This window comes from Rhodococcus sp. LB1 (genome assembly GCF_001583455.1).
Lineage (GTDB): Bacteria > Actinomycetota > Actinomycetes > Mycobacteriales > Mycobacteriaceae > Rhodococcus_F > Rhodococcus_F opacus.
In genome coordinates, this window is record NZ_LTCZ01000017.1 from 72,772 (window position 1) to 97,871 (window position 25,100).

22 protein-coding genes, 1 other RNA gene and 1 pseudogene are annotated in these 25,100 nt (G+C 66.4%); 11 read left to right on the top strand and 13 right to left on the bottom strand.

Features of this window, described 5'->3' with window-relative positions; all coding sequences use genetic code 11:
• Positions 1-10: 10 nt before the first annotated feature.
• The 11 genes from pgm to prfB form a co-directional block, all read right to left on the bottom strand.
• Positions 11-1,642 carry a phosphoglucomutase (alpha-D-glucose-1,6-bisphosphate-dependent) gene (pgm, locus tag AZG88_RS03795; RefSeq protein WP_025432316.1) on the bottom strand — a complete coding sequence of 544 codons (1,632 nt, stop codon included), beginning with the start codon at positions 1,640-1,642 and terminating at the stop codon, positions 11-13.
• Between the two features lie 74 nt (positions 1,643-1,716).
• Positions 1,717-2,061: a fluoride efflux transporter CrcB gene (gene crcB, locus AZG88_RS03800; protein WP_005240232.1), complete on the bottom strand. Its 345-nt coding sequence runs from the start codon at positions 2,059-2,061 to the stop codon at positions 1,717-1,719.
• Positions 2,058-2,435: a fluoride efflux transporter FluC gene (locus tag AZG88_RS03805; protein ID WP_005240230.1), complete on the bottom strand. Its 378-nt coding sequence runs from the start codon at positions 2,433-2,435 to the stop codon at positions 2,058-2,060. Before AZG88_RS03805 ends, crcB begins: the two co-directional genes overlap by 4 nt.
• 86 nt (positions 2,436-2,521) lie before the next feature.
• Positions 2,522-2,893: a transfer-messenger RNA gene (ssrA, locus tag AZG88_RS03810) on the bottom strand.
• Positions 2,894-2,988: 95 nt separating this feature from the next.
• On the bottom strand, positions 2,989-3,843 hold the full coding sequence (locus tag AZG88_RS03815; RefSeq protein WP_080578160.1) for a DMT family transporter: 855 nt from the start codon (positions 3,841-3,843) through the stop codon (positions 2,989-2,991).
• An 8-nt stretch (positions 3,844-3,851) separates the two neighbouring features.
• Positions 3,852-4,325 (bottom strand): SsrA-binding protein SmpB, encoded by a 474-nt coding sequence (gene smpB / locus AZG88_RS03820; protein ID WP_005240226.1) that lies wholly within the window; start codon positions 4,323-4,325, stop codon positions 3,852-3,854.
• Between the two features lie 76 nt (positions 4,326-4,401).
• Positions 4,402-5,307: a permease-like cell division protein FtsX gene (gene ftsX, locus AZG88_RS03825; protein ID WP_005240225.1), complete on the bottom strand. Its 906-nt coding sequence runs from the start codon at positions 5,305-5,307 to the stop codon at positions 4,402-4,404.
• 66 nt (positions 5,308-5,373) lie between these two features.
• On the bottom strand, positions 5,374-6,063 hold the full coding sequence (gene ftsE / locus AZG88_RS03830) for a cell division ATP-binding protein FtsE (RefSeq protein WP_005240222.1): 690 nt from the start codon (positions 6,061-6,063) through the stop codon (positions 5,374-5,376).
• Between the two features lie 55 nt (positions 6,064-6,118).
• Positions 6,119-6,580, bottom strand: a complete 462-nt coding sequence (locus tag AZG88_RS03835; protein ID WP_005240220.1) for a hypothetical protein — start codon at positions 6,578-6,580, stop codon at positions 6,119-6,121.
• Positions 6,577-7,473, bottom strand: coding sequence for a mechanosensitive ion channel family protein (locus tag AZG88_RS03840; protein WP_061041155.1), 897 nt, complete (start codon positions 7,471-7,473; stop codon positions 6,577-6,579). Before AZG88_RS03840 ends, AZG88_RS03835 begins: the two co-directional genes overlap by 4 nt.
• Positions 7,474-7,478: 5 nt before the next feature.
• Positions 7,479-8,585, bottom strand: coding sequence for a peptide chain release factor 2 (prfB, locus tag AZG88_RS03845; protein WP_005572212.1), 1,107 nt, complete (start codon positions 8,583-8,585; stop codon positions 7,479-7,481).
• A gap of 166 nt (positions 8,586-8,751) precedes the next feature.
• Between prfB and AZG88_RS03850 the strand changes: the two genes are divergently transcribed.
• The 5 genes from AZG88_RS03850 (at position 8,752) to AZG88_RS03870 (ending at position 14,999) form a co-directional block, all read left to right on the top strand.
• Positions 8,752-9,246 (top strand): beta-class carbonic anhydrase, encoded by a 495-nt coding sequence (locus tag AZG88_RS03850; RefSeq protein WP_005240214.1) that lies wholly within the window; start codon positions 8,752-8,754, stop codon positions 9,244-9,246.
• Between the two features lie 49 nt (positions 9,247-9,295).
• Positions 9,296-10,084: a histidinol-phosphatase gene (hisN, locus tag AZG88_RS03855; protein WP_005240212.1), complete on the top strand. Its 789-nt coding sequence runs from the start codon at positions 9,296-9,298 to the stop codon at positions 10,082-10,084.
• A gap of 467 nt (positions 10,085-10,551) precedes the next feature.
• Entirely contained in the window at positions 10,552-11,964 is a 1,413-nt protein-coding gene (locus AZG88_RS03860) for an acyl-CoA dehydrogenase family protein (RefSeq protein WP_025432315.1), read from the top strand.
• A gap of 29 nt (positions 11,965-11,993) precedes the next feature.
• Complete coding sequence (locus tag AZG88_RS03865) at positions 11,994-13,199, top strand: acyl-CoA dehydrogenase family protein (protein ID WP_005240205.1); 1,206 nt, start codon at positions 11,994-11,996, stop codon at positions 13,197-13,199.
• 165 nt (positions 13,200-13,364) lie between these two features.
• Positions 13,365-14,999 (top strand): acyl-CoA synthetase, encoded by a 1,635-nt coding sequence (locus tag AZG88_RS03870; protein WP_025432314.1) that lies wholly within the window; start codon positions 13,365-13,367, stop codon positions 14,997-14,999.
• On the opposite strand, the gene AZG88_RS03875 is transcribed toward AZG88_RS03870, so the two are convergent.
• Positions 14,986-16,164, bottom strand: a complete 1,179-nt coding sequence (locus tag AZG88_RS03875; RefSeq protein WP_061041156.1) for a hypothetical protein — start codon at positions 16,162-16,164, stop codon at positions 14,986-14,988. The genes AZG88_RS03870 and AZG88_RS03875 overlap by 14 nt on opposite strands.
• 347 nt (positions 16,165-16,511) lie before the next feature.
• Between AZG88_RS03875 and AZG88_RS03880 the strand changes: the two genes are divergently transcribed.
• From AZG88_RS03880 to AZG88_RS03905, 6 genes and pseudogenes are all read left to right on the top strand, one after another.
• Complete coding sequence (locus AZG88_RS03880; protein ID WP_025432312.1) at positions 16,512-17,294, top strand: ABC transporter ATP-binding protein; 783 nt, start codon at positions 16,512-16,514, stop codon at positions 17,292-17,294.
• Positions 17,291-18,172 (top strand): ABC transporter permease, encoded by an 882-nt coding sequence (locus tag AZG88_RS03885; RefSeq protein ID WP_061041157.1) that lies wholly within the window; start codon positions 17,291-17,293, stop codon positions 18,170-18,172. The genes AZG88_RS03880 and AZG88_RS03885 overlap by 4 nt, the downstream gene beginning before the upstream one ends.
• 24 nt (positions 18,173-18,196) lie before the next feature.
• Entirely contained in the window at positions 18,197-19,252 is a 1,056-nt protein-coding gene (locus tag AZG88_RS03890; protein WP_061041158.1) for an isopenicillin N synthase family dioxygenase, read from the top strand.
• 111 nt (positions 19,253-19,363) lie between these two features.
• Entirely contained in the window at positions 19,364-20,008 is a 645-nt protein-coding gene (locus AZG88_RS03895; RefSeq protein ID WP_061041159.1) for a GntR family transcriptional regulator, read from the top strand.
• Between the two features lie 542 nt (positions 20,009-20,550).
• Positions 20,551-20,880: pseudogene (locus AZG88_RS03900) on the top strand (transglycosylase family protein); the annotation flags it as partial.
• Between the two features lie 475 nt (positions 20,881-21,355).
• Positions 21,356-21,910 carry a transglycosylase family protein gene (locus AZG88_RS03905; RefSeq protein WP_005240188.1) on the top strand — a complete coding sequence of 185 codons (555 nt, stop codon included), beginning with the start codon at positions 21,356-21,358 and terminating at the stop codon, positions 21,908-21,910.
• A 76-nt stretch (positions 21,911-21,986) separates the two neighbouring features.
• On the opposite strand, the gene AZG88_RS03910 is transcribed toward AZG88_RS03905, so the two are convergent.
• Entirely contained in the window at positions 21,987-24,965 is a 2,979-nt protein-coding gene (locus tag AZG88_RS03910) for a UPF0182 family protein (RefSeq protein ID WP_025432310.1), read from the bottom strand.
• Positions 24,966-25,100 lie beyond the last annotated feature (135 nt).

A 25,100-nucleotide genomic window follows, 5' to 3' on the forward strand; every position in this document is an offset into this window, starting at 1 on the left:
GGCCGAACACCTACCTCAGGACGTCGGCCACCAGTTCCTTGGCCGCCGCCTGCACCTCCGCGAGATGATCCGGGCCCTTGAAGGATTCGGCGTAGATCTTGTAGACGTCCTCGGTGCCCGACGGCCGCGCCGCGAACCACGCCGACTCGGTGGTGACCTTCAGGCCGCCGAGGGCCGCGCCGTTACCCGGGGCACTCGTCAGCGTCGCGGTGATCGGCTCCCCCGCCAGTTCGGTGGCCGACACCTGTTCGGGCGACAGTTTCGCCAGTACCGCCTTCTGCTCGCGGGTGGCGGGGGCATCGATGCGGGCGTAGGCGGGGCTGCCGAACTGCTCTGCCAGTTCCCGATACCGGACCGACGGTGTCTTGCCGGTCACCGCCGTCATCTCCGAAGCGAGCAGGGCCAGGATGATCCCGTCCTTGTCGGTGGTCCACACCCCGCCGTCGTGACGCAGGAACGACGCACCCGCGCTCTCCTCGCCACCGAAGCCGAGCGAGCCCTCGAGAAGTCCGGGGACGAACCACTTGAAACCCACCGGCACCTCCAGCAGTTCGCGGCCGAGGCTCCCGACCACCCGGTCGATCATCGACGAACTGACGAGCGTCTTGCCCACCTTCACCGTCGAACCCCACCCCCTGCGGTGCGAGAACAGGTAGTCGATGGCCACCGCGAGGTAGTGATTGGGATTCATCAGTCCCCCATCGGGAGTGACGATCCCGTGCCGGTCCGCGTCGGCGTCGTTTCCGGTGGAGATGTCGAACCGGTCCCGGGCTCCGATCAGCGACGCCATGGCGTCCGGCGACGAGCAGTCCATGCGGATCTTGCCGTCGGTGTCGAGGGTCATGAACCGCCACGTGGCATCGACGAGCGGATTGACGACCTCGAGATCGAGTCGATGGGTGTCGGCGATCGCACCCCAGTAGTCGACGCTCGCTCCGCCCAGCGGGTCGGCGCCGATCCGCACTCCGGCGGTCCGGATGGCGTCGAGATCGAGGACGCTCGGCAGGTCGTCGATGTAGAAGCGGAGGAAGTCGTACCGCTCGGCCCGCTGGATCGCCCGGTCCGCGGACGTTCTCCGCACCCCCGAGAGGTCCCGGCGGAGTAACTCGTTGGCACGATCGGCGATGATCGTCGTCGCCTCGGAGCCGGCGGGGCCTCCGTGCGGCGGGTTGTACTTGAAGCCGCCGTCGCGGGGCGGGTTGTGCGACGGCGTCACGACGATGCCGTCGGCCTGCGACTCCGGGCCGCTGCGGTTGTAGCGGAGAATCGCGTGACTGACCGCGGGGGTCGGGGTGTACCGGTTCCGCGAATCGATCAGCACCGTCACGTCGTTCGCGGCCAGCACTTCGAGAGCCGACGTCCACGCCGGCTCCGACAGGGCGTGGGTGTCGCGCCCGACGAACAGCGGTCCGTCGATGCCCTGGGACGCCCGGTACTCGACGATGGCCTGGGTTGTGGCCAGGATGTGTGCCTCGTTGAATGCGTTGTCCAGGCTCGACCCCCGGTGCCCCGATGTCCCGAACACCACCTGCTGCAAGGGATTCTCGGGGTCGGGCACCCCGCTGTAGTACGCGGTCACCAGGTGCGCGATGTCTACGAGATCCTCCGGCAGTGCCACCTGACCCGCTCTGTCGTGCGCCACGAGACCTCCTGCAAACTCATCGGGATCGAACTCGACTACCCACCCATCCTGCACCCTCGCACCGGAGTCTGCCCTCAAGACGTCAATCGGAATCCCAGCCAGGCGGCGGCCAGTCCGGCCGCCACACTCGCGACCACGTAGACGACGGACGGGAGCGCCCGCCGGATCCGCAGCAGTCCCACCGATTCCACCGCGAACGTCGAGTACGTGGTCAGTCCGCCGCAGAAACCCGTGCCCAGCAAGGCGAACGTCTGCACGGACATCGACGCCCCCGACAGCAGTCCGAGGATCAGGCACCCGGCGACGTTCACCAGGAAGGTGGCCACCGGAAAGCTGCGGTACGAGTCGACGTACCGGCCGGTGAGGTACCGCGTCGTCGCACCGAGCGCGCCGCCCAGGGCGACGAGGAGGACGGTCATGCCGCCGCCGCCTGTCGCGCCAGCCGGTGCCGGTGACCGACGAGCATCCCGAGTCGCGCCGCGAGCAGAGCCGGTATCAGGGTCGCCACCACGTAGAGCGTCGCGGTGACGGCGTCCTCCCGCACCGCGTCGACGGCGAACGTCGAGAACGTGGTGAAACCGCCGAGGACCCCGACTCCCAGGAACAGTCGCCACAACCGGTCCGGTCCGACCGTCTCGGCGAGGTACCCGAGCATCAGTGATCCGACCACGTTGATCAGCAGGACGGTCCAGATGCCCGGCCACAGTTCGGCCAGCAGGAATCTCGCGGACGCACCGAGTGCACCACCCAGGGCGACCACGGCCACCGGTTTCGTCAGGGACACGGCACACATCGTGTCACGGCTGAGGGGCGGGCGTTCGAACTCCGCAGGGCACAAAAAAATCCGGGCCGGACACCTGGTGGTGTCCGGCCCGGACTCGGTGGAGCTGCCGGGAATTGAACCCGGGTCCTCCGCAGCAAAGCTAGGGCTTCTCCGTGTGCAGTTTGCTATGTCTCTACTTGGATCTCCCAGTCTCGCAAACAAGCCAGGATGACGATCCCAGTCGCTGTTGGTTGTCCCATTCGACTCCGCGACCGAGTCGAACGGTAAAGCCCTCTAGCTGATGCCAGTACCCGGGCCGAGGGCGAACCCGGACTGACAGACACGCAGTCGCTACTTAGGCAGCGAGTGCGTAGTCGCGCTGATTGGAATCGGCGCTTATATGTTTGCAGCGACGCTTACGGTGGTCTCTTGCCTGCACCGACACGCTTCCCCTACCTCAACGTACGCAGTCGAAACCGTTCAGCCCCGTACGTGCCCCACGAGTCTCGCGGGGCCACTCAGTGTAACGCGAACCCGGTCCGGATTCATCCCGGTTTTCCTCCCGAGTGTCGGCGGCCGTATTTCAGCTGGCCACGGCGATCATTCCGACGGCCGCGAGGGCGAGGAGCATCCCCGCCTGCTGCATTCTGCTCACCCGTTCACCGAGCATCACCATCGCCAGCAGCACGGTGGCGGCGGGGTACAGCGATCCGATCACGCTGACGAGCGACAGCAGACCGCCCTGGAACGCGTACATCATCGCCGCGTTGGCCAGGACGTCGAGGAAACTCACGTACACGGCGAGCTTGAGGGGTTCGCCGTGCGGCAGCACGAAGTGGCCGGCGGACAATGCGACGAGCCACACCACCGCGGTCGCCGCGGCACGGGACACGGCGAGCGCCCACATCCCGCCGTCGTCACCGATCTGGTGCAGCGAGACGAAGGAGAGCGCGAACGCGATGCCGGATCCGACGGTGAGCAGCGCCACGGTGCGGGTGAAGCGCAGCACCCTGCCTCCGGCGACCTCCCCCGCGGTCTCGTCGGGAGATTCCCTGCTGACGAGGACGACGGCAACGAGGGCCACGGCGATCCCGATGTACGCGATGGGCCCGGGTCGCTCGCCGAACGCGAGCCCGATCAGTACCGGAATGCCCGCGACCAGCACGGCCGTCAGCGGCGACACCACCGACATCGGTCCCGAGGCCAGCGCGAGGTAGAACCACCAGACCGCCACGCCACCGGCCACTCCCGCCAGGGCGCCCCAGACGAGGGAGGACGAGGTGAGGGTGCCCCCGGCGAACGGGGCGATCACGAGCACGATCAGCAGCGACAGCGGGTACGACACGATGACGACGCGTAGAGCCGCGACCCTGCGGGACGCGACTCCACCGATGAAATCGCTCACGCCGTAACCGATCGCGGCCACGAGCGCGAGCAGGATGGACGTCAGCGCATGCCCTTGACTCGGCGGCCGAGTTCGCGGGTCACCTCGCGCTCGGCGGTCCGCCTGGCCAGATCCTGGCGCTTGTCGTAGTCCTGCTTACCCTTCGCGAGCGCGAGCTCCACCTTGACCTTGCCGTCGGAGAAGTACATGGACAGGGGAACCAGAGTCTGGTTTCCCTCCCGCGTCTTGCCGACGAGGTGTTCGATCTCCCGCTTGTGCAGCAGCAACTTCCGGGTACGGCGCGGCGCGTGGTTGGTCCACGTGCCCTGCGTGTATTCGGGAATGTGCAGTGAGCGCAACCAGACCTCACCGTCGTCGACGGTGGCGAACGCGTCTACCAGCGACGCCTTGCCCTCGCGCAGACTCTTCACCTCGGTACCGACGAGGGCGATCCCCGCCTCGTACACGTCGAGGATGGTGTAGTTGTGACGCGCCTTGCGATTGGTCGCAATGACCTTGCGGCCCTTTTCCTTCACGTTCCGGGCCTTTCAGTCCGCGATGTCCGAGGTGAACAGTTCGTACCCTCCAGCATAGGAGAAGAGGCAAGCCGAATTATTCGCGGACGTACAAGCGCAGGGTCACGTACGCGGTGACCGCCGCCATTCCGACGCCCACGAGGATCAGCACCGGTGAGACGAACAGCACGTCACTGTTGGAGATCCGGGCCACGATGTTGGCCTCGTAGACGTCCGCGAGCACGTCGTCGATGAACATGTTCTTCGCGGTGAACAGGCCGACGATGGCGAGGACGGCACCCACCAGCGCGGCGACCACCGCCTCGAGGAGGAACGGCAACTGCGTGTACCAGCGGGTGGCTCCGACCAGCCTCATGATGCCGACCTCGGTGCGCCGGGTGAATGCCGCGATCTGAACCATGTTCGCGATCAGCAGGATTGCCGCCACGGCCTGCACGATCGCGATCGCGAACGCCGCGTTGCGCACGCCGTTGAGGACGCTGAACAGCCGCTCCACCAGCTCGCGCTGGTTGAGGACGCTCTCGACTCCCGGGCGGGTGCCGAACTTCTCGTTGATCACGCCGAAGCGCTCGGGGTCGCTGAGCTTGACCTTGAACGAGGCCGGGAAGCTGTCGGGGCTGACGAGTGCGGCGAGCTCGGGTTGATCCTTGAACACCCGCTCCGTCGCGTCCTTCACGGCGTCGTCCCGGTTGAGGTACTCCACCGACACCACCGACGGCGTCTCCTCCAGCTCGGTGCGCAGCGTCTTGCAGATCTCACCCTCACACCCCGGGTCCGACGTGGAGATGTCGTCGGTGAGGAAGATCTGCACCTCGACGCGGTCCAGGAAGATCTGCTGGGTCTTGCCGGCCATCTGCACCACCAGCAACCCGCTGCCGAACAGGCCGAGGGAGATCGCGGTGGTGAGGATCATCGCGATGGTCATGGTGACGTTGCGACGGAGGCCGGTCAGGACCTCACTGAAAATGAAACTGGCACGCATCGGGGAATCAGAGTCCTTCGTAGGAGACTTGGGGACAATACTGAAGCTGGAGTGCAGGGAGGGCGGCTAACGCCCCACGCCGTACACACCCCGAGCCTCGTCGCGCACCACTCTGCCGAGGTCCAGCTCCACCACCCGACGGCGCATCGAGTCGACGATGTGGTGGTCGTGGGTGGCCATCACCACCGTCGTTCCGGTGCGGTTGATCCGTTCGAGCAGCAGCATGATGTCCTGGCTGGTCTCCGGGTCCAGGTTTCCGGTGGGCTCGTCACACAGCAGCACCAGCGGCCGGTTCACGAACGCACGCGCGATGGCGACACGCTGCTGCTCACCGCCCGACAGTTCGGTGGGGAGACGGTCCGCCTTCCCGGACAGCCCGACCATCTCGAGCACCTCGGGGACGGTCCGGGAGATCATCGCGCGGGGCTTCCCGATCACCTCGAGCGCGAACGCGACGTTCTCGGACACGGTCTTCTTCTGCAGGAGCCGGAAGTCCTGGAAGACGACGCCCATGCTCTGCCGCAGCTTCGGCACGCGCCGGGCGGAAAGCTTGTTGACGTGGAAGTCCGCGATGTGAATGTCACCCGACGTCGGCGACTCCTCCTTGAGGAGCAGGCGCATGAAGGTCGACTTTCCCGAGCCCGACGGGCCGATGAGGAAGACGAACTCGCCCTTGTCCACCTCGACGCTCACCTTGTCCAGGGCGGGCCTCGTGGAGGTCTTGTACGACTTCGACACATTCTCGACGCTGATCACGAGGAGCCAGTCTAGACGTTATCGAACAGTGACCAAATGGAGCGACGCGCGGACGTCATCGCCCACTCGGCGGTGTCGCCGACGTCGTCGGGACGGAAGACGTGGTCGGCGGTGTGCCCGTCGGCGGAGGCGGGAACGGGTTGGGAATCCCGAACGGCAACGTCGGGGTCGACGTCACCTGACTGGTCCCGGTGGGCGTCGTCTCCTGCGGGGTCGGCTCGGGCGTCGTCTCGGTGGTCGTGACCGTCTCCGACGTCGACTCGGTCGTCGTCTCGATCTCCGATGTCGGCAGCGTGGTCTCCTGAAGGGGCGCTTCCCGGGTGGGCACGACTGCCGGCGCGACGGGTCCCTGGACCACCTCTTCGACAGGGTTCAGGTACGTGTACAACGTGTACAGCACCACCCAGAGGATGCACAGCACCAGCGTCGACGTCCGTACCCGTCCGCCGAAGATCTTCGCGGGAAGGAACGACGAGTGCAGAATCCGGTCCAGTCCGCGCCGGGGTTCGTCGGTCATCCCTCGCCCTCCGCTGCCCGGACCGTCTGGAGGTCCGGTTCGACGGTGATCCCCTGCCGTCTCATCGCGGTGGCGATGCGCACGCGCAGTGCGCGCCCCACCTGGAACTGCTTACCCGGCAGGGTTCGCGCCACGACGCGAACGCTGACCTCGTCGACCGTCAGACTCTCCACTCCCATCACCGTCGGTTCGTCGAGCAGTAGTTTCTTCAGCCCGCGATCCGCGAAGGCCTCGACACCGACCTGGTGCAGCACCTCGTTGACCCGGTTGATGTCCGACGTCGCCGGGACGGGAACGTCGATCACGGCGCGCGCCCAGTCCTTGGACAGGTTGATCGCCTTCACGATCTGGCCGTTGGGAACGGTGATGACCTCACCGTCCGAGTTCCGCATCCGGGTGACCCGGAGCGTGACGTCCTCGATCACACCCTCGGCGTCTTCCGACGACCCTGTCACCGCGAGCTGCACCGTGTCGCCGAACCCGTACTGCCGTTCGGTGATGATGAAGAAGCCGGCGAGGATGTCCTGCACCACGCGCTGCGCGCCGAAACCGAGCGCCGCACCGAGCACGGTGGCCGGGGCCACCAGGCTGCCGATCGGCAGGCTCAGCTGATCCAGCACCTTCATCGTCGCGATGACGTAGATGATGGTGATGATCACCCAGGTGATCACCTGCGCCACCGAGTGCCGATGCTTGGTCGCCTCGGACCGCACAAGAGCGTCGCCCTGCATGTAGTTACTGTCGATCCGGTCGGTGACCTTGCTGCCGCCCCAACTGACGAATCGCGCCATCAGGATCGCCCCGAGGACGGTGAGCGACACCGCAAGCCCCGTCGACGAGAGCCAGTCGAGCAGGTTCTGGGTGGGAGCGAACATCGCCGCCGTCGCTTCCATAGGTATTAGGACGCCTGATTCTCGCGCATCCGCCAGCGGATGCCCGATTCGAGGAATCCGTCGATGTCACCGTCGAGCACCGCCGACGGGTTATTGACCTCGTACTCGGTGCGCAGATCCTTGACCATCTGGTACGGGTGCAGCACGTACGACCGCATCTGGTTGCCCCAGGAACTGCCGCCGTCGCCCTTGAGCGCGTCCATCTCGGCGCGCTCCTCCTTGCGCTTGACCTCGAGCAGCTTGGCCTGCAGAACGCGCATCGCCGACACCTTGTTCTGCAGCTGCGACTTCTCGTTCTGACAGGTCACGACGATGCCTGTCGGGATGTGCGTCAACCGGACCGCGGAGTCGGTGGTGTTGACGGACTGCCCACCGGGCCCCGAGGATCGGTACACGTCGACGCGGACGTCGTTCTCGTTGACGTCGATGTGGTCGGTGGTCTCGACCACGGGCAGGACCTCGACCTCGGCGAACGACGTCTGGCGGCGACCCTGGTTGTCGAACGGGCTGATCCGGACCAGCCGGTGCGTGCCCATCTCGACGGACAGGGTTCCGTAGCTGTACGGCGCCTTGACCGCGAACGTCGCGCTCTTGATGCCGGCCTCTTCCGCGTAGGACGTGTCATAGACCTCGACGCCGTAGCCGTGCTTCTCCGCCCAGCGGACGTACATGCGCATCAGCATCTCGGCCCAGTCGGCGGCGTCGACGCCACCCGCGCCGGAGCGGATGTTGACCAGCGCGTCACGCTCGTCGTATTCGCCGGAGAGCATCGTCTTGACTTCCATCGCGGCGATGTCCTCGCGCAGGCTGTGCCGCTCGGCGTCGGCGTCCGCGATGGCCTCCGCGCCCTCGTCCTCGGCGAGTTCGTAGAGCACCGGCATGTCGTCGAGCCGCGACCGCAGTTCCTCGACGCGGCGCAGTTCGGCCTGCGAATGCGAGAGCTGGCTGGTGACCTGCTGGGCGTGCTCCTGGTCGTTCCACAGCTCCGGATCGGCGGCCTGGTGTTCGAGCTCGTCGATGCGGCGGCGCAACTCCTCCACGTCCAGCACCGATTCGACGGTACGGAGGGTGGTGTCGAGCTCGCTGAGGTCTGCGGATACGTCGGGATGCACGGTTCCCAAGGTTACCGGGTGCGCGCGCGGGCCCTCTCACCCCTGCTTCCCTGCCGAAGTCACCCCTTCCGTTCACGTCGAGTCGAACCCTTGCGCACCCCGGACGCTCCTTGTTACATGCACGAGTACGCACATGTTTGTGCCGCCATTCCGGACGGAGTCGACGATGACCGTGACCGACCAGTACCTGAAGAACAACGAGGAGTACGCCGCCGGATTCACCGGGCCGCTCCCCCTCCCCCCGAGCAAGCACGTCGCCGTCCTCGCCTGCATGGACGCGCGTCTGGACGTCTACCGGGCCCTCGGCATCCAGGAGGGTGAGTCGCACGTCATCCGCAATGCCGGCGGTGTGGTGACGGACGACGAGATCCGGTCGCTCGCGATCAGCCAGCGACTGCTCGGCACCACCGAGATCATCCTCATCCACCACACGGACTGCGGAATGCTCACGTTCACGGACGACGACTTCAAGAAGTCCATCCAGGACGAGGTCGGTATCAAGCCGGCCTGGTCGGCCGAGGCGTTCTCCGACCTCGACGAGGACGTCCGGCAGTCGCTGCGCCGCATCCGGTCCAGCCCGTTCATCACGGCGACCACGTCCCTTCGCGGATTCGTCTTCGACGTCGCCACCGGAAAACTCGCCGAAGTGAAGATCGACTGAGTTCGCGCCTGCGCGGCAGGAGTAAGCGGTACGAGTAATCTGGGCGACCGTGACCGACCTCCACGCCGACCTGCAACTCGCCCTCCGAATCGCGGACGAGGCGGACGCGATCACCAGGGCCCGATTCGGGGCGCTCGACCTGTCGGTCGACGACAAGCCGGACCTCACCCCGGTCACCGACGCCGACCTGGCCGTGGAACGGGCAGTGCGCGCGACGCTGGAAGCCGAGCGGCCCGCCGACGCCGTCCTGGGTGAGGAGTTCGGCGGCGACGCGCAGTTCACAGGACGCCAGTGGGTGGTCGACCCGATCGACGGGACCAAGAACTTCGTCCGCGGCGTCCCGATCTGGGCCACCCTGATCGCGTTGCTCGAGGACGGCGTTCCCACCGTCGGCGTGGTGAGCGCCCCGGCACTCGCACGCCGCTGGTGGGCCGCTTCGGGCGCGGGCGCCTGGTCGACGTTCGACGGATCGGAGCCCACTCGCCTCGCCGTCTCCGCCGTCGACCGACTCGGATCTGCCAGCCTCACATTCTCGAGCCTGTCGGGATGGAAGGAACTGGGCATCCGCGAACAGTTCCTCTCCCTCACCGACGACGTGTGGCGGGTCCGGGGCTTCGGTGACTTCTTCTCCTATTGCCTGCTCGCCGAGGGCGCTGTCGACATCGCCGCCGAGCCCGAGGTGTCGCTGTGGGACCTCGCGCCCCTCGACGTTCTGGTGCGCGAGGCCGGCGGCCGCTTCACCAACCTCGCCGGCGCCGACGGCCCGCACGGAGGCAGCGCACTGGCCACCAACACGCTGCTGCACGACGAGGCGCTGTCCCGTCTGCGCTCGAACTGACGTAAGGGCCGGCACAGACAGCGGGTTCTGACAAGACTCCGACAGAGGAGTCCGCCTCCGCCATCCTCGGCCGCGAGACTCCCCGATTCCACCGTTTGACCGCGTCCACCGTCGACGATTCCGGGGCCGCTACTTCACGCCCACCGCACGCGCGGGCAGGTTCGGGATCCTGCCTGGTCGCAGGACCCCCACCTGGGGTTGCGGCGAACCGCTGCTCGGTCGAGCCGATTCCGCCCTCGCTCGCGCCGTCCCTCGACTCGCCCCGGCGGGGACGGAGCCGACGAATCGCGCGGATCTCGATCACCCGCTTCACCGTGGGTGCGGATTCGCCGCCACCTCCTCCCCGAACAGGCGCCGGGACGCTTCCGCGGACGATCGCAGGCACTCGAACTTACTCGATAGTAGACACCTACCTTACTGCTGAGTAAGATAGATCGTGTCCACGCCCGAACACCGAGAAACAGCTGGTGATCATGAGCAAGCAAGACACTGTTGCCCCCAACGACAGCGCGAAGCGGAAGCCCCGCGACACGTCCGCCGTCGGACTGAATCCGGTCAAGCGCGACGCCATGGGTGCCGCGATGCGCGTGCTGACCAAGATCACCGGTTCCGATCTGGCCGAGAAGTACAACCTGCGCCAGACGATCGACCGGGTGACCTACGAAGGCACGAAGACCGGCTTCAAGACGCTCGGCGCCGCGACCCGCGGGTTCCAGAAGGTGTCCGGCGGCGGTGCGCCGAAGCGCCTCCCCGACAACCCGACCGCCAAGGCCGGCTACTTCGACCTCACCCCGAGCGACGAGCAGCAGATGATCGTCGAGACCGTGCGGGAGTTCGCGGCCGAGATCCTGCGACCCGCGGGCCACGACGCCGACGCTGCCGCCGCGGCCCCTGCGGATCTCGTGAAGCGCGCCGCCGAACTCGGCATCACCCTGATCAATGTTCCCGAGGAACTCGACGGGGCCGCCAGTGAGCGCGGGGCCGTCACCAACTCCCTCGTCGCCGAGGCTCTCGCCCACGGCGACATGGGACTCGCCCTGCCGATCCTCGCGCCGAGCGGGGTCGCCGTCGCCCTCACCCAGTGGGGCACCGACTCCCAGCAGAAGACCTACCTGCCCTCGTTCACGGGCGAGCAGGTTCCGAACGCCGCCGTGGTCGTCAACGAGCCCCGCGCACTGTTCGATCCGTTCGCGTTGCAGACCAAGGCGGTTCGCTCGCCCAGCGGTTACAAGCTCAACGGCGTCAAGAGCCTCGTTCCCGCCGCCGCGTCGTCGGAGTTGTTCATCGTGGCAGCCGAACTCGACGGCAAGCCCTCCTTCTTCATCGTCGAGGCCGACACGAAGGGGCTCGTCGTCGAGGCGGACCCGAGCATGGGTCTGCGCGCCGCGGGCCTCGGCCGGCTCAACCTGACCGACGTCGCAGTGCCCGAGTCGGGTCTGCTCGGTGACGCCGACGCCGACGTCCGGAAGGCCGAATACGCCGACGCCATCCGGCTGGCCCGCCTGGGCTGGGCGTCGCTCGCGGTCGGAACCGGACAGGCCGTTCTCGACTACGTGATCCCGTACGTCAACGAGCGGGTCGCGTTCGGCGAACCGATCAGCAACCGTCAGGCGGTCGCGTTCATGGTCGCGAACATCGGCATCGAACTCGACGGCCTGCGTCTGGTGACGTTGCGCGGCGCCTCGCGCGCCGAGCAGGGGCTCTCCTTCGCCCGCGAATCGGCCCTCGCCCGAAAGCTGGCATCCGAGAAGGGCATGCAGATCGGCCTCGACGGCGTCCAGCTGCTCGGTGGCCACGGTTACACCAAGGAACATCCCGTGGAGCGCTGGTACCGCGATCTGCGCGCCGTCGGCGTCGCCGAGGGCATCGTCCTGATCTGAGCGGCCGGATTCGAACTAAGGAAACTGTCATGATCAACCTCGAACTTCCCAAGAAGCTCAAAGCCTCCGCGAATCAGGCGCACCAGGTCGCCGCGGAAATCTTCCGGCCGATCTCCCGCAAGTACGATCTCGCGGAGCACGCCTACCCCAAGGAACTCGACACCATGGCCGCCATGGTGGAGGGACTCAACGACTCCGGTAAGGGCGCGGCGGGCGCCGCCCTCGGACGGGGCGACGAGCCGAAGGTCATCGGGAACGTGAACGGCGGCAACATGTCGTCGCTGATGAACGTCATCGAAACCTGCTGGGGCGACGTGGGTCTCACACTGGCGATCCCGTACCAGGGCCTCGGCAACTCGGCCATCGCCGCCGTCGCCACCGACGAGCAGCTCGAGCGTTTCGGCAAGGTGTGGGCCTCGATGGCCATCACCGAACCCGGTTTCGGTTCCGACTCCGCCGCCGTCACCACCACCGCGGTGCTCGACGGCGACGAGTACGTGCTCAACGGCGAGAAGATCTTCGTCACGGCCGGCGAGCGCTCCACGCACATCGTCGTGTGGGCCACCGTCGACAAGACGAAGGGCCGCGCCGCGATCAAGTCGTTCGTCGTCCCGCGCGACGCCCCGGGCCTGAGCGTCGCCCGCCTCGAGCACAAGCTGGGCATCAAGGCGTCCGACACCGCGGTCCTGCTGCTGCAGGACTGCCGGATCCCCAAGGACAACCTGCTCGGCACGCCGGAGGTCAACGTCGAGAAGGGCTTCGCCGGCGTCATGCAGACGTTCGACAACACCCGTCCGATCGTCGCCGGCATGGCGGTCGGCCTCGGCCGCGCCGCGCTCGAGGAACTACGCAGCATCCTCTCCGACGCCGGTGTGGAGATCTCCTACGACACTCCCGCGTACAACCAGCACGCGGCCGCCGCCGAGTTCCTGCAGCTCGAGGCCGACTGGGAAGCCGCCTACCTGCTCGCGCTGCGCGCAACGTGGATGGCGGACAACAAGAAGCCGAACTCTCTCGAAGCATCGATGTCGAAGGCGAAGGCCGGTCGCACCGGAACCGCCATCTCCCTCAAGGCCGTCGAACTCGCCGGCACCTTGGGCTACTCGGAGCGCCCGCTGCTCGAGAAGTGGGCGCGCGATTCCAAGATCCTCGACATCTTCGAGGGAACGCAGCAGATCCAGCAGCTGATCGTCGCTCGCCGTCTGCTCGGAAAGTCGTCCGCCGAGCTGAAGTAGCAGCTCGAGGGGGGACTTTCATCGAGGGGTGTAGCCCCCGCCGCACTCAGCTGCGGCGGGGGCTTCTTCGTGCGGGACGCCCGGCTTCACCGGACCGCGCGGCCGGACCCCTCTCGTCATCTACGCTGGACGGGAAATCCGTCACTGCAGCCGGAGGGGTTCTCCATGCCAGCTCAGCACTTCCTCACCAAGATCACGGACACCGTGGGAGCTGTGCGGGTGATGAACCGCGCAGGCCTCGTTCCCTTTCCCCGCGTCGACCAGGGCGTCCGATCGATTCTGGCCGTGCGGAAGTACGGTCCGTTCGCCGGGCCGGTCCACGCCAATGCCGAGGCCGGACTGGATGCGGTGGCCCTGATCGACGAGCGCGGCTCGCTCACCTACACCGACATCGAGGAGCAGTCCAACGCCCTGGTGCGGGCGTGGCAGGCCGACGGCATCACTCCCGGTTCCGTCATGGGATGCATGTGCCGCAATCATCGGGGCCTGGTCCTGACGATGCTCGCCGCCGCCAAGAACGGCACCAAGCTGGTGCTGATGAACACCGGGTTCGCCCGGCCCCAACTCGTCGACGTCGCCGCCCGCGAGCAGGTTCAGGCGTTCGTGTACGACGACGAGTTCCACGCGGTCGCCGAAGCCCTTCCGGACGAGGTCATCGCCTATCGCTCCTGGGCGGAGGACGATTCGACGTCCCAGGTCCGCACGCTCGACGACGTGATGGAGGGCAGAGACCGCAGTTCGCTGCCCGCGCCGTCCACTCAGGGCGGATTCGTCCTCCTCACCAGCGGCACCACGGGCACACCGAAGGGCGCTCCCCGCGGACACACGTCGCCGCTCGCGTCGGCCCAGTTCCTCGACCGGGTTCCACTGCGACGCGGGCAGACGATGATGATGGCGGCCCCCGCGTTCCACGGGACGGGAGTCTCCCAGTTCGCACTCGCGCTGGCACTGGGCCAGACCGTGGTGATGCATCGCAAGTTCGATCCGGAGAACACGATCCGCCTGGTCGAGAAGCACCGCTGCGACACACTGGTCGTCGTTCCCACCATGCTGCAGCGCATCATCGACCTCGGGCCGGAGACCCTGGCCAAGTACGACACGTCGAGCCTGAAGATCATCTTCGCGGCCGGGTCCGCCCTCTCCCCCGACCTCTGCAAACGCACCACCGCCGCTTTCGGCGAGGTCCTCCACAACCTGTACGGCTCCACCGAAGTCGCCGTCGCCACCGTCGCGACTCCGGCCGACCTCGCGCTGGCGCCGGGCACCGCGGGGCGGGCACCCGTCACCTGCCACGTGGAACTCTATGACGAGTCGGGTCAACGGATCACCGAACCCGAGACCGTCGGACGGATCTTCGTCGCCAGCGGTCTCAGCTTCTCCGGATACACCGACGGTCGCGACAAGGAGCGCATCAACGGTCTGCTGTCCACCGGCGACGTCGGCCACTTCGACCGCAACGGCCTCCTCTTCGTGGACGGCCGGGACGACGACATGATCGTGTCCGGCGGCGAGAACGTCTACCCCCTCGAGGTCGAGAACCTGCTCGCCGACCGTGAGGACGTGCTCGAGGCCGCTGTGATCGGTGTCGAGGACTCCGAATTCGGCCATCGCCTCAGGGCTTTCGTGGTACCCGGCCCGGGATCCGCGAAGGACGCCGACGAGTTGAAGGCCCACGTCAAGTCGAACCTGGCGCGGTACAAGGTGCCCCGCGAGGTCATCTTCATCGAGGAACTTCCCCGCAACGCGACGGGCAAGTTGCTGCGTCGCGTCCTGATCGAGATGGACGTTACGGAGAGCTGATCCCGATCGCGGGATCGGTGAATCGGTTCGTGTAGATCTGTTCCGCGGTCAGCGAATCCGGGATCGCGGCACCACCGGCGACGAGGATCGGTTTCAGTTCGTCGACCGTCCCCTGCACTCGCGCCATGTCGTACGTTCCGACCGATCCGTCGGCCTCGTTCGCGATCAGCCCTTCGTCCTTCAGCAGTTGCGCACTGAACTCCGCCTCGCCCTCGGTATAAGGCGAGAACGAGGAGTCCTGGGACACGACGTCCACGATGGCCTCGTTGGTGGACTCCGGAGCGGTGACATAGTCGGCGGTGGACTGCTGGATGATCGGCACCAGCTTCTGCAGGCAGGGCGTCAGCGATTCCACCTTGTCCGCGCGGACGGAGACGTTGGACGCGTAGATGTCGAAGCCCGAGTCTTTCAGGAGGTCGTAGGCGACCGGTTTGTCCCAGGCGGGTGTCTCGTACTCGTAGGTGTACGGCTCCGAGTTCGCGAAACCCTGTTGCGCGATGGCGGGATCCCCGACGAACCGGGACGGCGCGCCGTCGTAACTCGTGTCGAGCTGCGACTCCTTCAGCAGACCCCGCGCCACCAGCCACTGGGGAAACATTTGTTCCTTCGAGACCACGACGGAGGCATCCGACTTTCCGATGTCGGCCACGGTCCGCCAGTCCGGGTGGGTCTCCGTATCCCACATCAGGATCGCCGGGCTGTACTTCAGGAGCGGCGTCACCGCCACGACCGGTTGGCTCGCGGCCGCGGCGATCACCTGATCCCCGTGAACCACGCCGAGTGCGATCGAATCGTCCACGTACATCTGCGAAGTCACCGACTGGAAGCCGATCGCCGGACCGCCGGCGCGGAGTGTCAGATCCACCCCCGTGTCCTTGCCGTCGGCCACCAGCGGTCCTGTCACGGACTTGTCGTCGGCGTCGACGGCGTATCCGGGGCCGAGCATCCGGAACAGCCCACCCATGTCCGACTGCGGCTGCCACTGCAGCTGGACCACGACGTTCTCCGGGCATACCCCGGCGAGGTTCTGCGATTCGGCCGCGGGTTCGAGGGTGACCCCGGAGGCGCTGCCGCCGTCGGACGAAGTGCACGCCGAGAGGCCGAGTGTGGCCAGCACGACGGCGGACATGCCCGCCTGCCGAAGGGTCCTGCTGTTGCGGTTCATCGTTCTCCTCGCGAACACGATCGAAGTCGGTGGTCGCCGGGTACCGCGGAGCCGCGGTGAACACTCATGACGACCAAGGGAATTCGGTGCCGACTCCACGCGTCGGCGACCGGTGCGCCAAGTGTGCACCCGGTCTGATTACATGCAATATCGGTTTTGTTTCATTCACGTGAACTGACGCCCTCCCGCTCCCTATCACGTCTACTTACTCTGCATTCCGCGCACGCTCGACCACATGTCACCACGTGTTAACACTCCGCAACCCGGACGACATGCATGCAATCCAGACTCTTTTCATCGAACTATCCATTCTTTGCATGCATTTCACGGCCACCTTGGAGGTTGGGATGAGACTCGCCGACACGACGCAGGACGTCGACGCACGCCGGCTCACACACGACGTCGCGATCGCCTTCAGCACCGTCGTGAAACGGTTCGACACGGGAACCGTCGCACTGGACGGCATTGACCTCGACGTCCACCGCGGCGACTTCGTCGCCGTGGTCGGACCTTCGGGCTGCGGGAAGTCGACACTGCTGAGAATGGCAGCCGGACTGGAACGTCCGACCGACGGATCCGTGGCTCTGGCCACCGACTCCGTGGGGTTCATCTTCCAGGAACCCACCCTGCTGCCCTGGCGGACCGTACGCGCCAACGTGGAACTCTCGGCCGAACTCGGCCGGGGCGACGCGGCGGTCCGGAGGGCACGGGCGGCCGAGGCCATCGCCGCCGTCGGACTGGACGGTTTCGCCGACCAGCTGCCCCGGTCGCTGTCCGGCGGAATGAAGATGCGCGTCTCGCTCGCCCGCGCCCTGACACTCGCACCCGAGGTGATGCTGCTCGACGAACCGTTCGGGGCACTCGACGAGTTGACCAGGCTCGACATGCAGGTCGAACTCCACAGCCTGTACAGCAGGAAGGGGTTCACGTCGATGTTCATCACCCACTCGGTGTCCGAGGCGGTGTACCTCGCCAACCGGGTCGTCGTCATGACCGCGCGGCCCGGACGGATCGCCTCGGTCATCGACATCGACTTCCCTCACCCGCGAAGCCCCGAACTGCGATTCGACCCGAAGTACACCGAGTACGTCGCCCAGATCTCGAACAGCCTGCACGGGAGCACACGATGACCGAAGCACCTGTCCTGCCCCGTCCCATCGTGAGCGCGCGGACCCCGGCCGTCACGGAGCCGAGCGGCCCCTCGGCGCGGCGGCCGCGAACGGTCAGGGTGGCCGCGGGACTGCTGTTTCCCGTGCTGTCGCTGGCGGGAGCACTCGTCCTGTGGTCCGCGGTGAGCTGGTTCGTCCTCTCCCCCGAACGACAGTTCCTCCTTCCTCCGCCGAATCGCGTTCTCACGCAGTCGCTCCTGGACTGGAAGCACCTGTCCCCGATGCTCGAGGCCCTCGCCGTCACTGCCCGCGTCGCGCTGGTCGGCTTCGTCGTGGCCGTGCTCGTCGGAGTCGGTACGGGGGTCCTGATGAGCCGCGCGAAGTGGATCGAACGGATCGTCTACCCGTACGCCGTGGTGCTCCAGGTGATTCCGATCCTCGCGATCGTCCCGCTGATCGGTCTGTGGTTCGGTTACGGGATGACGGCCCGCACACTCGTGTGCGTCCTCATCGCCGCCTTTCCCATCATCACCAACACTCACTTCGGACTCCAGTCCGTCGACCGCGGCCTCCACGAACTGTTCACTCTCGGCCGGGCATCCCGATGGGATCGCCTGGTGAAGCTGGAACTTCGCGCGGCACTGCCCGCCGTTCTCACCGGCATTCGCACCGCGTCCGGCCTCGTCGTGGTCGGCGCGATCATCGGAGACATGTTCTTCGCCAAGGGCGAGCCCGGCATCGGCACGCTTCTCGACGTGTTCCGCAGCCGGCTCCAATCCGAGGATCTCATCGCCGCGATCGTGATCGCGTCGCTCTTCGGTGTCGCCGTGTTCTCCGCGTTCGGCATCCTGTCCCGACTGCTGGTCGGCAGCTGGCACGCGTCCGGCCACAAGTCCTGAGCACACCTTCCCCGAAAGGCCGTCATGCCCACTTCCCCGTTCACCGTCCCGACCGTCGACATCAGCGCGTATCTCGCCGAGGGAGCCCGCGCCCACAACAGTGCCGAATGCGCACGTGTGGCGGCGGAACTCGACACCGCCTGCCGTGAGGTCGGTTTCGTCCAGATCGTCGGTCACCGGATTCCCGAAGCGACGGTCGACCGCCTGGCCAGTGCACTCGACGAATTCTTCGGACTCCCGCTCGAGACCAAGAAGAAGTACCGGCGCTCCTCCTCCGAGAACCGCGGGTACTCGCCGCCCGCGTCCGAGTCCCTGAGCATGAGCCTCGGGGTGGAGTCCGCGAACAGGATGAACGATTTCTACGAAGCCTTCGTCGTCGGAACCGAGACCACCGACTACCCCGACGTCGAAGTCCCCGAGACCAGCTACGCCACCAACACCTGGCCGGACGACGCCCCGTCCTTCCACAGCGGGGTGCAGGAGTACTTCGCGCACGCCCAGGAACTGGCGCGAATTCTCATGGCCGCGTTCGCCGATGCCCTTCGGGTGGAACCGGGATACTTCGACGCGATGGTCGACCATTCGATCAACGCATTGAAGATGAACAACTATGCGCTTCCCGAGGGCGAGGTCGCATTCGACGGTGATGCCACCGGCATGGGCGCCCACACCGACTTCGGTATTCTCACGATTCTCTGGGCCGATCAGGTTCCCGGCCTGCAGATCCTCGGCTCCGACAACGCGTGGCACGATGCGCAGCCCGCCGACGACGCGTTTCTCATCAACCTCGGCGACGCCATGGCCCGGTGGACCAACGACCGGTGGCGCTCGACCGTGCATCGGGTGAATCCGCCCGTCACCGACGGGCAGATCATTCGCCGGCGATCCGCGGCGTTCTTCTTCGACGGGAACCACGACGCCGTGATCGAACCGCTCCCCGGGACTCTCGTCGACGGGGAGCCGGGATATCCGCCGATCACGGTCGCGGAGAACATCGCGGCCAAGGTCGCCGGCCTGAAGGCGGGCGTCAAACCGACTGCGGCACTTCGCGAAGCCGCGCGGGTCCTGTCCGCCCGCTAGCAGGATCAGTCGGTGGGGCGCCCTCCCGCCGGCGATCGAATAGAGTCGACGCAGGAGCCGGGCCGGGCGGCGAGGTCACGACCCGCCTCGAGGAAGGGTTCGGAAGGATCGATGACACACACGGAACGAGCCCTGCTCACCGAATCCGTTCACGACACTCTTCGTGAACAGATCTTCTCCGGCGAACTGCCCCCCGGTACGCCACTCAGCGTTCCGGCGCTGGCCGCGAAACTGAACGTCAGCCGTACCCCCGTCCGGGAGGCCGTGCAGCAACTCATCTACGAGGGCATCGCGGTCTACACCCGCAATGCGGGCGCCAAGGTCGATTCTCTCGACGCGGACTCGATCCGCGCCGTCTTCGAGGTCCGCGAGGTACTCGACGGGCTCGCCGCATTTCACGCGACTACCGCTGCCACCCACGAGACGGTGCAGCAATTGAAGAAGATGGTGCAGGTCCAACGTGAGCTGCTGGACGGGCCCGCCGATCAGCGCCGCGATTCACGGCTCGACCTCGAATTCCACACCCTCATCCGGGAAACCGCCCGCAACAAGCCACTGAGCGAAGCCCTCCTGCGGTTGGACGGGCAATCACATCTGTACCGGTCGGACATGTGGAGTGCGGATCTGAATCGGAGGCTGGCCGTCACCGAGCACGAGCGGATCGTCGGCGCCATCGAGTCCGGCGACGCGGTCGGAGCGCGGGCAGCAGCATGCGCCCATGTGGCGGGATTGCTGGTCCGAACGACGCGGATGTGAGAACCGCCCCGACGGGGGCGAGCGGAGACAAAAAGAACCGGCGTCCTGGATTCCAGGACGCCGGTTCTTCGGTGGTAGCGGGGACAGGTGCTCCACCCCGCGTTGCATGAACAAAGTTACACGAGCGAACGAACGGATTGCAAATCGCCCGGAAAGCGTCCGAGTAGCAACCTTTCAGCACCACTCGAGTCACATCCGTTACCTGAATGTTATGACGCTCGTCACATTTCGTGCCAAATCTGTAACGCTGCCGAAACCTGAAACTTCGGGGACGACCTGGGAAAACAGCGGTCGTTCGTCCCAGTATTTGGACGCCCGTCACAGAAAATCGACCCGTGACCATTCCGTGATCACCGCGTACGTTCGTTGCCAGCCCGAAACTACCGGGCAACGCCGACCCGCCGCAGCTCGACCTGCCCCCGCGGGATTCGGAATCCCGACACCTCGAGGGGCAGGGACGAGGACAGATCGACCACCGGGTCGGCACACCAGCCGTTACCGCACCACCACCTCGTCAGCAGGCGCGGAGAGGAAACAACCACATGACCAATTCCAGCATCGTCAAGCGGACCATGGGCGCAATCGCACTCACCGGAGCAGTCATCGGAGTGCCGCTCGGTCTGAGCACCGGCACCGCATCGGCCGCTTCCGGAGACTGGGACGCCGTTGCAGCGTGCGAGAGCAGCGGCAACTGGGGCGCCGACACCGGAAACGGCTTCTCGGGCGGTCTGCAGTTCACCGACAGCACCTGGGCGGCGAACGGTGGCTCCGGCTCGCCGGCCAACGCCTCGCGCGAGGAGCAGATCCGCGTCGCCGAGAACGTCCTGGCAACCCAGGGACCCGGCGCCTGGCCGGTCTGCGGACAGTACCTCTGATCCGCACCTTGCTCGAAGTGCCCCGCGCGCAGCACGACTGCGCGCGGGGCACTCCTGCATTGCAAGGCTCCGTCCTACACCACCGGGATCCGTTTCCCCGCCATTTCGACGTGAGCCGCTGCACAAATTCGTGGTGATCCCCACCACATAACAGTGGGGTAACGAATGGACTCCGAAACGATATCGAGGCGCGTTGACCTGGAACAACAGGGAAAATTCGCCTTCGCCGCCGGACAGCTGTCCACCATTTTCGCCAGGTGAACTGCGGGCAAAGCTCCCGTACGGTCGCTCTCGGCCCGAAACAACCGGGCGAAAGCCGGCCCGCCGCTGCTAGCTCTGCCCCGCGGGTTCGGAATCCCCGAAACCTTCGAGGGGCAGGGACGCGGCACAAAATCGCAGCCCGGCGTGACGACGCGAACGTCGTCACCCGCAGGCCGGCCACGCCAGCAAGCGCGGAGAGGATTGACCCCGCATGACCAATCACAGCATCAGCAAGCGTGCCCTCGGCTGGATCGCCGTCACCGGAGCCGTCGTCGCCGTCCCGCTCGGACTGAGCACCGGCACCGCCTCCGCCGCTTCCCACAACTGGGACGGCGTCGCCCAGTGCGAGAGCGGCGGCAACTGGGGAATCAACACCGGAAACGGCTACTACGGCGGCCTGCAGTTCTCGCAGAGCACCTGGGAGGCCAACGGCGGCACCGGCTCGGCATCGAACGCCAGCAAGGCCGAGCAGGTCCGCGTCGCCGAGAATGTTCTCGCGACCCAGGGCCAGGGTGCATGGCCGGTGTGCGGTCAGTACCTGTCCACCGGTGGCGGCGACGTCGCCGAGGCTCCGGCCCCCGCTCCGGAGCCCACCCCGGCTCCCGCCCCCGCCGCTCCGGCTCAGGTTCAGGCACCCGCCCCGGTCCAGCCCGCCGCACAGCAGGCGCTCGACGCCGCGCGTCAGGTCGCCGAGCAGAACGGCTACGGACAGCAGTTCCAGCAGCTGGTGGACACCAACCCGCAGTTGGTCGACGCACTGCGCTGATCTTCCGCTCGCACGACGAGGCCCTGCCATCCGGTTCGGATGACAGGGCCTCGTTCTGCCTGCGGCTGAAGCGCCTCTACTTCGGGATCGCCTCGTACGCGGCGACCGCCTTCTGGACGCGAGCAAGCGCTGCGCCGTAGGCCGCGAAGTCACCGCTGCGCTGCGCCGACGTCAACGCGTCGAGCGACGCGTCCAACTCCGCCACGGCCGCCGAGACATCCGTGCCGGACGGCGGTGTCGCCGGGGCGGTCGGCGCCGGTGCCGCACCCTGATCGACCGGCGGCGTGGTGCCGGACTCCGGGGGCGTCCCTTCTTCCGCACTGGGTGCCGTCGCCACCGAGCCCGTGCCGGCACCGAACACCTGGTCGAGCGCCTGCGCCAACGTCGGGGCGTACCCGACACGCACACTGTTACTCGGCGGTGGCTCGCGGTAGCTCACGAGCACTCGGGACAGCTGCGGGAACGTCGACGTGTTCGGGCCCGTCGAACTTCGCTCCGTATACATCGGTTCGACATAGAGGATGCCGCCGTCCGCGATCGGCAAGGTCAGCAGGTTGCCGTACTGAATCTTGTTCGATCTCTCGAGCAGGGTTCGCTCCGATGCCACCCGGGGATCCGAGATCATCGAGTTCTGCGTCTGCTGCGGGCCCTGGGTCTGCGTGTCCGTCGGCAACTGGAGCACCGTGAACTTGCCGTAATTCTCCGGATCCGACTTCACCGACAGATATGCGGACAGGAACTCGCGACTGTAACCCACCATCGCACTGGTCAGATTGAACGACGGTTTCCCGGTCTCGGGATCACCGACCAGCACGTAGTACGGCGGCTGGTTCGCGCTCGTGTCGATCGTGGGGTCGCTCGGCACCGACCAGAACGCGTTGTTGGTGAAGAATTCCTTCGGATCGTCCACGTGGTACTTGGCGAGCATCTCGCGCTGCACCTTGAACAGGTCCTCGGGATAGCGGAAGTGCGCACGCAGTTCGTCGGGAATCGAATCCGCCGGCTGAACCGCATCCGGGAAGACACCCATCCACGCATCGAGCACCGGATCGTTCTGGTCCACCTGGTAGAGCTTCACGGTGCCGTCGTACGCGTCGACGGTGGCCTTCACCGAGTTGCGGATGTAGGACACCTCCTTACGGGGCAGCAGGCGGCCGGTGTTCTGGTCGATGCTGTCCTCGACGAGTCCGTCGAGCGAACTGCGCTGGGCGTACGGGTAGTCCTGCAGGGTGGTGTAGGCGTCCACGATCCACACGACCTTGCCGTCGACGACGGCCGGGTACGAGTCGCCGTCCGCGGTCAGCCACGGGGCGACGTGCGTGACACGGTCCCGTGGGTCCCGGTTGTAGATGATCTTGGAATCCGAACCGATGGCACCGGAGAACAGGATGTTGCGCTCGGTGTACTTGGCCGCGAACGCCAGCCGGTTGAACCAGTTGCCGATCGGCACACCACCCGAACCGGTGTACGTGTAGCGCGAGGTGTCGGTGTCGTACTCCCGCGGATCCGAGCCTTGGGATCCGCCGACGATCGCGTAGTCGGCGTCCGTGTCGGCGATGACCTCGCCGTAATAGATACGCGGCTGCTCGACCGGGATGACCTGGTTACCCGCCTCCTGCGAGGCGATGTCACTGACCATGTAGACGGGGTAACCGCTGTTGCTGTTCGCGGCTTCCTCGGCGGACTCGCCGGCAGCGGCGTTCACCCGGTTCGCGGGGGCCGCGACCAGTCCGTTGCCGTGCGTGTAAACGGTGTGTTTGTTGATCCAGTCCGTCTGGTTGCCCGTCAGGCTCTTGGACGACAACTCGCGGGCCGCGACGATGTAGTCACGCAACTGCCCGTCGATGTCGTACCGGTCGATGTCGAGCGTCGGCGGGAACCCGTAGAAGTTCTTCAACTGCTGCTGCTGGGTGAACGTCCGCGACAGGATGTTCGGATCGAGTAGTCGCGTGTTCTCGATGGTCGTGACGTCGGCGGGCACGTCCCGCGGCGGCTTCGTTCCGTACCCCTGATAGTCCTGGTACTCGACCTTGTCGTCGGTGATGCCGTACGCCTGCCGCGTGGCGGCGATGTTCCGCTCGATGTACGCGCTCTCCTTGTCGGCTGCGTTGGGACGCACCGAGAACTGCTCGACCACGAGCGGCCACACGGCGCCGACCAGGATCGAGGAGAGCACGAGAAGCGCTGTCGCCATTGCGGGAATCCGCAGATCGCGGAGGAAGATCGCCGCGAAGAACGCGCCCGCGCAGATGACCGCGATGGCCAGCAGGATCAACTTCGCCTGCAGCACCGCATTCATGTCGGTGTAGCTACCACCGGTGAACGTGGGTTCCTTGCGGCTGCTCGACAGCAGCGAGTAACGGTCGAACCAGTACGCGACGGCCTTGAGAAGAATGAACGTTCCCGCGAGCACCGCCAACTGGACTCGCGCCGCATTGGTCAGTGCCCCGCCCCGGCCCGCCAGCTTCAGCCCGCCGAAGATGTAGTGGGTCACCAGGCTCGCGAAGAACGCCAGCAGAACCGCGACGAACAGCCAGTTGAGGACGAACCGGTAGAACGGCAGATCGAACGTGTAGAAGCCGACGTCGAGGCCGAATTCGGGATCGGCGACGCCGAACGCGCCGCCGTTGACGAACAACTGCACCGTCACCCAGCTGGACTGGGCGATCAGCCCGGCGAGCAGTCCCACCGCGATCGGAATGGCCAGGCCGAACAGGCGCAGCCGAGTCATCACCGTGGTTCGGTACCGCGCCACCGGATCGTTGGGACCCGACACCGGGACGAACACCGGCCGCGAACGGTAGGCGAGCAGCAGTGCCAGCCAGACGATTCCGCCGACCACGACCCCGACTACGAGGAAGAGGAGCAGACGGGTGACGAGGACCGTGGTGAAGACACCACGGAATCCGACCTCACCGAACCACAACCAGTCCGTGTAGGTACTGATGAGCCGAGGGCCCACCAGCAACAGGGCAGCGACGACAAGCGCCAGCACCAGCAGCACTCGGCTGCGTTTGGACAACGACGGTAAACCTGCGGGGGGCCGCATGCCCACGTGCCACACTCCAAGAACTCGGCGACGCTGACGCGCCGCGATCAACTGCACCGTTCGTTCGTCCACACCCGAACAGCACGGGCGTGACCGTTTCGTCCCACTCTACGTAACAACCGAGAGATGCGGCCGTCGGTC